Here is a 10,045-nt window from a genome sequence, read left to right as displayed (position 1 = left end):
TGGGGTCTGAGGGCCAATGGAACGAAAACGTACGCTAAGGAAATAACCAATTGTTATAATTGATATTATTCATTCTTCTCTATGAACTGAAAGCCCGCACTAAGCAATGTTTTAGCCTCAAATGACTTTTTTACCTACCCAACTAACGTAACGATCGCACATCAGGTCGTTTTTCAACCGCATAGTGACACCTGCACTCACATGCGAGAAAACACATATGATTTTGACTTCTTGTTTTGGTGGAGAGACAATACCCATTCATAGCAGGAGTACATAATGCCAGAAATTGCATCCCTACAACTTTTCAAAATACTATCTGATGAAACCCGCCTGGGTATCGTGCTACTGCTCAGGGAGATGGGGGAGCTGTGCGTATGCGATCTCTGCACAGCGCTGGAACAATCACAACCCAAGACCTCCCGCCATCTGGCGATGCTTCGGGAAAGTGGCCTGTTGCTGGATCGCAAGCAGGGGAAATGGGTTCATTATCGCTTATCCCCGCATATTCCTTCCTGGGCTGCCCTGGTGATTGAGCAGGCCTGGTTAAGTCAACAGGACGACGTACAGGCCATCGCCCGTAAGCTGGCATCGGCCAACTGCTCTGGCAGCGGTAAGGCTGTTTGTATCTAAAAATTTTGCCTGTACATATATGTTTTTACGAATATGAGGTGTTAAAGATGAAAATGTTAACGGTGTTTGATCCGGCGATGTGCTGCAGTACCGGCGTTTGTGGTTCAGATGTCGATCAGGTTTTGGTCAATTTTTCTGCTGATGTGCAATGGCTGAAAGGGCGTGGGGTTCAGATCGAACGTTATAACCTGGCGCAGCAGCCTATGAGCTTCGTTGAGAACGAAAAAGCGAAAGCATTCCTTGAGGCTTCTGGAGCTGAAGGGCTTCCGCTGCTGTTGCTTGATGGTGAAACGGTGATGGCCGGGCGATACCCAAAACGCGCTGAACTGGCTCGCTGGTTTGGTATACCGCTGGAAAAGGTGGGTTTAGCTTCCACCAGTTGCTGTGGTGGTAAAACTTCCTGTTGTTGAGTATGTCAGGAGGACATATGAAATTCTTAGAGAATATCCCGTCTTACCTGTTTTTCACCGGTAAGGGAGGTGTAGGCAAAACTTCGATTTCCTGCGCAACGGCTATACGTCTGGCTGAACTGGGAAAGCGTGTTCTGCTTGTCAGTACCGACCCGGCTTCCAATGTCGGTCAGGTATTCGATCAGACTATCGGTAACACTATCCAGCCCGTGACTGCTGTGTCTGGTCTTTCGGCTCTGGAGATTGACCCGCAGGACGCCGCCCAGCAATACCGCGCCAGAATCGTTGACCCTATTAAAGGTCTTTTGCCTGATGACGTTGTTAACAGCATCAGTGAACAGCTTTCAGGAGCTTGTACGACAGAGATCGCTGCATTCGACGAGTTTACTGGCTTACTGACTGACGCTTCTCTGCTGACCCGCTTTGATCACATCATTTTTGATACTGCCCCAACTGGCCACACTATTCGCCTTCTTCAGCTTCCCGGAGCCTGGAGCAGCTTCATCGAAAGTAACCCGGATGGTGCTTCCTGTCTTGGTCCAATGGTTGGGCTGGAAAAACAACGCGAGCAATATGCTCATGCGGTTGAGGCATTATCCGATCCTGAACGAACTCGCCTTGTGCTGGTCGCGCGATTGCAAAAATCAACACTGCAGGAAGTCGCTCGTACTCATGACGAATTATCAGCTATTGGCCTTAAAAATCAGTATTTAGTCATTAACGGTGTCCTGCCTGCGAGCGAAGCAGAACGTGATGCACTGGCCGCTGCAATATGGCAACGGGAGCAAGAGGCGCTGGCAAATCTTCCTGCCGGGTTATCTGATTTGCCGACAGACAACTTATACCTGCAGCCGCTGAACATGGTTGGTGTATCCGCATTGAAAGGCCTGCTCAACGAACACGCTGAGATAACATCGCTTCCTGAACAAAGCCCACAGAACAAGCCAGAGAATATGTCGTTGTCTGTCCTGGTTGATGATATCGCCCGCAGTGAACACGGTTTGATTATGCTGATGGGCAAAGGTGGTGTGGGCAAAACCACAATGGCTGCGGCTATCGCCGTCAGTCTGGCGGATAAGGGTTTTGATGTGCATCTCACCACCTCAGATCCTGCTGCACATCTCAGTACAACGCTCAATGGCAGCCTCAAAAATCTGCAGGTCAGCCGAATCAACCCTCACGATGAAACTGAACGCTATCGTCAGCATGTTCTTGAGACGAAAGGCAGGGATCTGGATGAGGCTGGGAAACGGCTGCTCGAAGAGGATTTACGTTCTCCTTGCACAGAAGAGATTGCGGTGTTCCAGGCGTTTTCACGCGTAATTCGTGAAGCTGGCAAACGGTTTGTGGTCATGGATACGGCACCTACCGGGCATACGCTATTACTGCTTGATGCTACCGGGGCTTATCACCGTGAGATTGCCAGGAAGATGGGGGATAAAGGTCATTTTACCACTCCGATGATGCAGCTTCAGGACCAGGAACGTACCAAAGTTTTGCTGGTCACTCTGCCTGAAACCACACCTGTACTGGAAGCGGCAAACCTGCAGTCCGATCTTGAACGTGCGGGGATTCATCCCTGGGGCTGGATTATCAATAACAGCCTTTCGATTGCACAGACGCAATCGCCGCTGCTTTGCCAGCGCGCCCTACAAGAGCGTCCTCAAATCGAGGTTGTGAAAAACCAGCATGCAAGCCGCATAGCGTTAGTACCGGTAATGGCTGCAGAGCCCACTGGCATCGAGAAACTCAGAGAGCTGGTTGTTTAATTTTTTTTGTATATACAGGGCGGCAAAGCCGTCCTGTCTGGAGGATTTATGTTACTGGCAGGCGCTATTTTTGTCCTGACCATCGTTTTGGTTATCTGGCAACCGAAGGGATTAGGGATCGGCTGGAGTGCGACGCTGGGCGCGGTACTGGCGCTGATCTCTGGCGTAGTCCATTTTGGTGATATCCCTGTAGTGTGGAATATTGTCTGGAATGCGACGGCGACCTTTATTGCCGTGATTATTATCAGCCTTCTGCTCGATGAATCGGGCTTTTTCGAATGGGCGGCGCTGCACGTTTCACGTTGGGGTAACGGTCGCGGGCGTTTGCTGTTTACCTATATCGTTTTGCTCGGCGCAGCGGTGGCGGCACTGTTTGCCAACGATGGTGCGGCATTGATTCTGACGCCAATTGTTATCGCCATGCTGCTTGCATTAGGTTTCAGCAAAGGCACTACGCTGGCATTTGTCATGGCCGCCGGGTTTATTGCCGATACGGCCAGTCTGCCGCTTATCGTGTCCAACCTGGTTAACATCGTTTCTGCAGACTTCTTTGGGCTGGGTTTCACTGAGTATGCGTCGGTAATGGTGCCGGTGGATATCGCAGCCATTATCGCCACGCTGGTGATGCTGCATCTGTTCTTCCGCAAAGATATTCCGCCAACTTACGACCTGGCTCTCCTGAAAGCACCGGCAAAAGCGATTAAAGATCTGGCAACCTTCAGAACCGGCTGGATAGTGTTGATCCTTCTTCTGGTTGGCTTTTTCGTCCTTGAGCCGTTGGGTATCCCGGTCAGTGCGATTGCTGCTGTAGGGGCTGTCATTCTGTTTGCGGTGGCGAAGCGAGGCCATGCCATTAACACTGGCAAAGTGCTTCGCGGTGCGCCATGGCAGATCGTCATATTCTCTCTGGGAATGTATCTGGTGGTCTATGGTCTGCGTAATGCCGGACTAACAGAATACCTCTCCGGTGTGTTGAACGTGCTGGCAGATAAAGGACTTTGGGCCGCGACGTTTGGTACTGGCTTCCTGACGGCTTTCCTCTCTTCCATCATGAACAATATGCCTACCGTGCTGGTTGGTGCTCTCTCTATTGATGGCAGCACTGCAACAGGCGTTATCAAAGAGGCGATGATTTTTGCCAACGTGATTGGCTGCGATCTTGGACCGAAAATTACACCTATTGGTAGCCTGGCAACGTTGCTCTGGCTGCATGTCCTTTCACAGAAGAACATGACCATCACATGGGGATACTATTTCCGCACCGGGATCGTCATGACTCTGCCTGTGCTGTTTGTAACGCTGGCCGCGCTGGCGCTACGTCTCTCTTTCACTTTGTAATGAGATACTGATATGAGCAACATCACCATTTATCACAACCCAGCCTGCGGCACGTCGCGTAATACGCTGGAGATGATCCGCAACAGCGGTATCGAGCCGACCGTTATTCTTTACCTTGAGACTCCACCTTCACGCGATGAGCTGCTCAAACTCATTGCGGATATGGGCATTTCCGTCCGGGCTTTGCTGCGTAAGAACGTCGAGCCGTATGAGGAACTGGGTCTTGCAGAAGATAAATTTACTGACGACCAGCTCATCGACTTTATGCTACAGCATCCGATTCTGATCAACCGTCCGATCGTAGTGACGCCACTGGGAACTAAACTTTGCCGTCCTTCAGAGGTTGTTCTCGATATCCTTCCAGATGCCCAGAAAGCGGCTTTCACCAAGGAAGACGGTGAAAAAGTCGTTGATGATTCAGGTAAAAGACTGAAATAAAGACGAAGGGGGCATTTGCCCCCTTCATTATTACTTCGCCATTTCTTCCAGCAGGTCAATACCAACCGGCTCTTCGCTCTGTAGCGCTGTTAATGCAATACGCTTTGCATACTGCTCTTCCACATCAGAGATGAGAGGCAGCTCGCGGTTCGCCCTGATCTTCAGGAAAGGCGAAGACGGTTGAGCAGCTGCCAGGCTGTTATTAACGACCCATGCCCACGGCTCGATGCCAGCTCGGCGTAGATCCTGCTGCAGGTTAGCGGCTTCCAGTACAGGTGTCGTTTCGGCAAGCGTCACGATAATCACCTTCGTCTTCTCCGGGTCTGCTGCTTTTTCGCTATCACCTGTCTTCGATGTCAGAAAGCGAGAGAATTCGGCTTCATGCTGTCGCCAGAACACACTCATGCAATTGTTGAATGCCTTTACATCACTCATGTTCGTCCTCAAATTTTGCTCAGATTAACCCGGCTCTCATCTTCCAGAATTTTATAAACAGTGGAACGGGCAATACTGAGCCGGCGGGCAATATCTGTTGCACCAGTTCCCTGCTGATGAAGTGCCAGTACACTATTTCTGTCGATGATGCGCTTTCGGCCAAACCGGATACCTTTCAGCCTGGCCTCCTGCCGTCCTTCGTTCGTACGCTCCAGAATCCTCCTGCGTTCGGCCTGGGCTACAGCTGAAAGAATGGTCACAACCATTTTCCCCATTTCACCGTCGGTGCTGATCCCGTCGTCTATGAATCGGACCGCGACTCCCTGAGCGTCGAATTCTTTTATCAGTTGGATCATATCGGCAGTGTCGCGGCCAAGCCGGTCGAGTTTCTTCACCAGGATGACGTCACCTTCCTCCACCTTCATTCGCAGCAGATCCAGTCCTTTCCTGTCGGTAGAACTGCCGGATGCTTTGTCGGTAAATATGCGACTGGCTTTCACCCCCGCCTCTTTAAGCCCCTTGATCTGAATATCGAGGGACTGCTGGCTTGTTGATACCCGTGCGTAACCAAAAAGTCGCATAAAAATGTATCCTAAATCAAATATCGGACAGTGGGTGTCTGTTATAACAAAAAATCGATTTAATAGACACCTAGACAACACCATTTTAGTGTGTCCGAGAATTTATAATATTTCGGACGGTTGCGAAATTGTTAATTCATGACCATCAGGCAGGGAGGCCGGTATGCCCGTCGATTTTCTGACCACTGAGCAGGAACTGAATTATGGTCGCTATGTTGCAGAACCCAATGACGTGCAGCTGGCGCGCTATTTTCATCTTGATGAGCGGGATCTTGCCTTCATTAACCAGCGGCGGGGAAGGCATAACCGGCTGGGAATTGCGCTTCAGCTCACCACCGCCCGTTTTCTGGGCACCTTTCTGACAGACTTAACCCGGGTTCTGCCAGGTGTTCAGCAATTTGTCGCGGTGCAGCTTAATATTCGCCGTCCAGAAGTCCTTACCCGCTACGCAGAACGGGTTACCACCCTCAGAGAGCATACTGCGCTGATTAAGGAATATTACGGTTACCATGAATTTGGCGATTTCCCCTGGTCTTTCCGCCTGAAGCGCCTGCTGTACACCCGCGCATGGCTCAGTAATGAGCGACCCGGCCTTATGTTTGATTTTGCCACCGCGTGGCTGCTTCAGAATAAGGTCCTGCTGCCCGGAGCAACCACACTTGTACGTCTCGTCAGTGAAATACGCGAACGGGCAAATCAGCGGCTGTGGAAGAAACTGGCCGCGTTGCCGGACAGCTGGCAGACCGCCCGCGTGACGGAGCTTCTGGACATTCCTGAGGGGCAGCGTACTTCACCGCTGGAGCAACTGAAAAAGGGACCGGTCACCGTCAGCGGCCCGGCATTTACCGAAGCGCTGGAGCGGTATATCCGGCTGCGAAACCTGGAATTTTCCCGACTGAATTTTACCGGTCTGCCTGCTATACAACTGCGTAATTTGGCCCGTTACGCAGGCATGGCGTCGGTAAAATATATCGCGCGAATGCCACAGCAGAGAAAACTGGCCGTACTCACAGCATTCGTTAAAGCGCAGGAGACTGCGGCGCTGGATGAGGCCGTTGATGTGCTCGATATGCTGAAGCATACCGAAAAGCAGGCTGGCAGAATCCGTCTGCAAGGTAAATGAGCTGGCCCGGCCTCAGAACAACAATTTCCATGACGAAATGGTGGAGCAGTACGGGCGGGTAAAGCGCTTTCTTCCGGCGGTATTGCGCGACCTGCATTTCCAGGCAGCGCCAGCCGGAGAACATACGTTGTCCGCCATTCATTATCTGACCGAACTGAACTGCTCGAAAAAGCGCATCCTGGACAATGCGCCTGAACATATTATTACCGGCCCCTGGAAACGCCTGGTATACGATGCGGAGGGCCGGATACAGCGTGCCGGTTACTCGCTTTGTCTGCTGGAGCGCCTTCAGGATGCACTACGTCGAAGGGACATCTGGCTCGAAAACAGCGATCGCTGGGGAAATCCCCGCGAGAAGCTGTTGCAGGGGGAAGAATGGCAGGCTCAGCGGGTCCCCGTTTGCCGGGCGCTGGGACATCCCACTGATGGACATAAAGGCGTGCAACAGTTGGCGGTCCAGCTAGATGAAACCTGGAAAACCGTCGCATCCCGCTTTGAAGGAAATGCGGAGGTTCATATTTGCCATGACGGTAAACATCCTTCCCTGACTATCAGCAGCCTGGAGAAACTGGAGGAGCCAACATCGTTGCATCGTCTCAACAGTCGGGTAAGGCTGCTACTCCCGCCAGTAGATTTGACGGAACTGTTGCTTGAAATAGATGCCAGAACGGGATTTACACGTGAGTTTACGCATGTCAGTGAATCCGGGGCCCGGGCACAGGATCTGCACATCAGCCTGTGCGCGGTCCTGATGGCAGAGGCCTGCAATATCGGGCTGGAACCGCTGATAAAGCACAATATACCGGCGCTGACGCGCCACCGGCTTAGCTGGGTAAAACAGAATTACCTCCGGGCAGAAACGCTGGTCAGCGCCAATGCCCGCCTGGTTGATTTTCAGTCCACACTGGAGCTTGCTGGCCGCTGGGGTGGTGGCGAAGTGGCTTCAGCTGATGGCATGCGCTTTGTCACGCCGGTGAAAACCGTCAATTCAGGACCTAACAGAAAATATTTTGGTTCCGGACGTGGCATCACCTGGTACAACTTCGTCTCTGATCAGTACTCTGGATTCCACGGCATCGTTGTCCCCGGCACATTACGAGATTCCATTTTTGTGCTGGAAGGCCTTCTGGAGCAGCAGACAGGGCTGAATCCGGTTGAGATCATGACAGACACAGCCGGTACCAGCGACATTATTTTTGGCCTCTTCTGGCTGCTGGGATACCAGTTTTCCCCCCGGCTTGCCGATGCCGGTGAAGCGGTATTCTGGCGAGTGGATAAATCGGCAAATTACGGTGCACTGGACGAACTGGCACGTGGTTGTGCCGATCTGTCGAAAGCCGAGGATCAGTGGGATGAGATGATGCGAACCGCCGGTTCGCTGAAACTGGGCACCATTCATGCTTCAGAACTCATTCGCTCTTTGCTGAAAAGCTCGCGCCCATCAGGGCTGGCACAGGCGATCATGGAAGTGGGGCGCGTCAACAAGACGCTGTACCTTCTTAATTATATTGATGATGAGGATTATCGTCGGCGGATCCTGACGCAGCTAAACCGGGGGGAAGGCCGCCATGCTGTGGCGAGGGCGATCTGCTACGGGCAGCGCGGTGAGATCAGAAAGCGCTATCGTGAAGGTCAGGAAGATCAGCTGGGGGCACTGGGCCTGGTCACTAACGCAGTGGTACTGTGGAACACACTTTATATGCAGGAAGCCCTGAGCTGGATACGCAGTAATGGAGAAGAAATCGGGGTTGAAGATATCGCCCGGTTGTCCCCACTGATGCACGGGCATATCAATATGCTGGGGCATTATACGTTTACGCTACCGGAGGATATTTTGAAGGGGGAACTGAGAGAACTAAATTTCAATTTAAACAATGAATTAACTTCTTAGCGTACGTTTTCGTTCCATTGGCTCTCAAACCCCGAATATGTCAATCAATAGGAAATTTAACTCTATTCTGACATCGTTTGCACATGGCATCTGACATCAAGTTAGGGTATGCCTCAATCTGACGGCTGCGAACCGCCAGGGACAGGTGCAATGTCAGATTCTGTCGCGGCCTTGGCGCGTGCCTGGAAGCGTTCATAGCAATCCAGCCCGCAGAAATGTTCGACGTATTCCGCGCCTTCCGGGGTGAAGGCGGCATCGAGCGGAATTTCTTTGCAGCATACGCAGCAGGTGGTGCAACTGGCAGTGTTCGGGGCGTTTGCGTTCATGGTGGTACTCCTCCAGATTGGTAGCGAAGCTCAAAGCTGCCCACTCTCGGCTGGCTGGGAAGCGGTCATGATCTTCCCTTGAAGGCCCGCAGCAGCCGCGTCACAGACAGGACAAACAAGCCGGTCAGCGTGAGGGCTGCAATACCCCAGTGCTCCCCGATGAACGCGCCGGCCGTCGTGCCGGCTAGCACAATGGCGAGAATCGGCAAATGGCAGGGACAGGTGAGCACGGCCAGCGCGCCCCACAAGTAGCCGGTGATCGGTTTGTGCGTCTCAGACGGCAAGTGCTCTGGGCTGTTCATGGCAGACTCTCCGCGTGCTGTGCCGGTTCGGTTGGCATGGCGGCCAGTTGCATTTCGAGGCTGGCCAGGGCCTCGCGCCGACGCTCGACGAGTTGCCGCAACACGGCAAGCTGCGCAGACGCACCGTCACCGTCCGCAGCATCCAGCGCCCGGCACAGCCGCGCCAGTGCGTCCAGGCCGATACCCGCTTCGAAGGCAGCCCGTACAAAGCGCAGCCGTTGCAACGCGGTGTCATCGAACAAGCCGTAGCCGCCCGTGGTGTACGCGACCGGCCGTAGCAATCCGCGCAGCAGGTAGTCGCGCACGATATGCACGCTCACCCCGGCATCAAGGGCCAGCCGGGACACTGTGTAGGCGCTCATTGAACACCTCCTTTTCCTCATCCGGCGCAGCACGAAAGCTGCTTCACGTCCTTGCTGAAGGTCTGCGCCGCGAGCTTCAGCCCTTCGACCATGGTCAGGTAGGGGAACAATTGGTCGGCCAGTTCCTGCACGGTCATACGGTTGCGAATGGCGAGCACCGCCGTCTGGATCAGTTCACCCGCTTCCGGGGCCACCGCTTGCACGCCGATGAGCCGTCCGCTACCTTCCTCGATGACCAGCTTGATGAAGCCGCGTGTGTCGAAGTTGGCAAGCGCACGCGGCACGTTATCCAGTGTTAAGGTGCGACTGTCGGTCTCGATCCCGTCGTGATGTGCTTCCGCCTCGCTGTAGCCCACGGTGGCGACCTGCGGGTCGGTGAACACCACGGCCGGCATTGCGGTCAGGTCCAGGGCCGCATCGCCGCCAGTCATGTTGATCGC

10 protein-coding genes and 2 pseudogenes are annotated in these 10,045 nt (G+C 53.2%); 6 read left to right on the top strand and 6 right to left on the bottom strand.

Annotated elements, in window-relative coordinates; all coding sequences use genetic code 11:
• Nucleotides 1-276: 276 nt before the first annotated feature.
• The 5 genes from arsR to arsC are packed head-to-tail and all read left to right on the top strand — an operon-like array spanning nucleotide 277 to nucleotide 4,585.
• Entirely contained in the window at nucleotides 277-630 is a 354-nt protein-coding gene (arsR, locus tag C6A40_RS24085; RefSeq protein ID WP_001114073.1) for an As(III)-sensing metalloregulatory transcriptional repressor ArsR, read from the top strand.
• Nucleotides 631-677: 47 nt separating this feature from the next.
• Nucleotides 678-1,040 carry an arsenite efflux transporter metallochaperone ArsD gene (arsD, locus tag C6A40_RS24080; protein ID WP_000783215.1) on the top strand — a complete coding sequence of 121 codons (363 nt, stop codon included), beginning with the start codon at nucleotides 678-680 and terminating at the stop codon, nucleotides 1,038-1,040.
• A 17-nt stretch (nucleotides 1,041-1,057) separates the two neighbouring features.
• Nucleotides 1,058-2,809, top strand: coding sequence for an arsenite efflux transporter ATPase subunit ArsA (gene arsA / locus C6A40_RS24075; RefSeq protein WP_114191456.1), 1,752 nt, complete (start codon nucleotides 1,058-1,060; stop codon nucleotides 2,807-2,809).
• 48 nt (nucleotides 2,810-2,857) lie between these two features.
• Nucleotides 2,858-4,147 carry an arsenite efflux transporter membrane subunit ArsB gene (arsB, locus tag C6A40_RS24070; RefSeq protein ID WP_000922630.1) on the top strand — a complete coding sequence of 430 codons (1,290 nt, stop codon included), beginning with the start codon at nucleotides 2,858-2,860 and terminating at the stop codon, nucleotides 4,145-4,147.
• 12 nt (nucleotides 4,148-4,159) lie between these two features.
• Nucleotides 4,160-4,585 (top strand): glutaredoxin-dependent arsenate reductase, encoded by a 426-nt coding sequence (gene arsC / locus C6A40_RS24065; protein ID WP_000065758.1) that lies wholly within the window; start codon nucleotides 4,160-4,162, stop codon nucleotides 4,583-4,585.
• Nucleotides 4,586-4,615: 30 nt separating this feature from the next.
• Here arsC and C6A40_RS24060 read toward each other — a convergent pair whose 3' ends face one another.
• Both C6A40_RS24060 and C6A40_RS24055 read right to left on the bottom strand, forming a co-directional pair.
• Nucleotides 4,616-5,020 (bottom strand): ArsA-related P-loop ATPase, encoded by a 405-nt coding sequence (locus tag C6A40_RS24060; protein WP_004118313.1) that lies wholly within the window; start codon nucleotides 5,018-5,020, stop codon nucleotides 4,616-4,618.
• An 8-nt stretch (nucleotides 5,021-5,028) separates the two neighbouring features.
• Nucleotides 5,029-5,601, bottom strand: coding sequence for a recombinase family protein (locus tag C6A40_RS24055; protein WP_001556711.1), 573 nt, complete (start codon nucleotides 5,599-5,601; stop codon nucleotides 5,029-5,031).
• A gap of 163 nt (nucleotides 5,602-5,764) precedes the next feature.
• On the opposite strand from C6A40_RS24055, the pseudogene C6A40_RS24050 reads away from it, so the two are divergent.
• Nucleotides 5,765-8,615: pseudogene (locus C6A40_RS24050) on the top strand (Tn3 family transposase).
• Nucleotides 8,616-8,728: 113 nt separating this feature from the next.
• On the opposite strand, the gene C6A40_RS24045 reads toward C6A40_RS24050, so the two are convergent.
• From C6A40_RS24045 to C6A40_RS24025, 4 genes and pseudogenes are all read right to left on the bottom strand, one after another.
• Nucleotides 8,729-8,941 carry a DUF3330 domain-containing protein gene (locus tag C6A40_RS24045; RefSeq protein ID WP_000993245.1) on the bottom strand — a complete coding sequence of 71 codons (213 nt, stop codon included), beginning with the start codon at nucleotides 8,939-8,941 and terminating at the stop codon, nucleotides 8,729-8,731.
• A gap of 65 nt (nucleotides 8,942-9,006) precedes the next feature.
• The gene (gene merE / locus C6A40_RS24035) at nucleotides 9,007-9,243 is read right to left on the bottom strand and encodes a broad-spectrum mercury transporter MerE (RefSeq protein ID WP_001087807.1); all 237 of its coding nucleotides are present in this window, start codon (nucleotides 9,241-9,243) and stop codon (nucleotides 9,007-9,009) included.
• A complete protein-coding gene (gene merD, locus C6A40_RS24030; RefSeq protein ID WP_001277466.1) occupies nucleotides 9,240-9,605 on the bottom strand; it encodes a mercury resistance co-regulator MerD in 366 nt (121 codons plus the stop codon). The genes merE and merD overlap by 4 nt, the downstream gene beginning before the upstream one ends.
• Before the next feature lie 17 nt (nucleotides 9,606-9,622).
• A pseudogene (locus tag C6A40_RS24025) lies at nucleotides 9,623-10,045 on the bottom strand (mercury(II) reductase); the annotation flags it as partial.

The organism is Enterobacter sp. GER_MD16_1505_Eko_090 (assembly GCF_003331015.1).
GTDB lineage: Bacteria > Pseudomonadota > Gammaproteobacteria > Enterobacterales > Enterobacteriaceae > Enterobacter > Enterobacter roggenkampii.
Note: the sequence above shows the minus strand (reverse complement) of the source record. Positions and strands in the feature narration are given on the sequence as shown.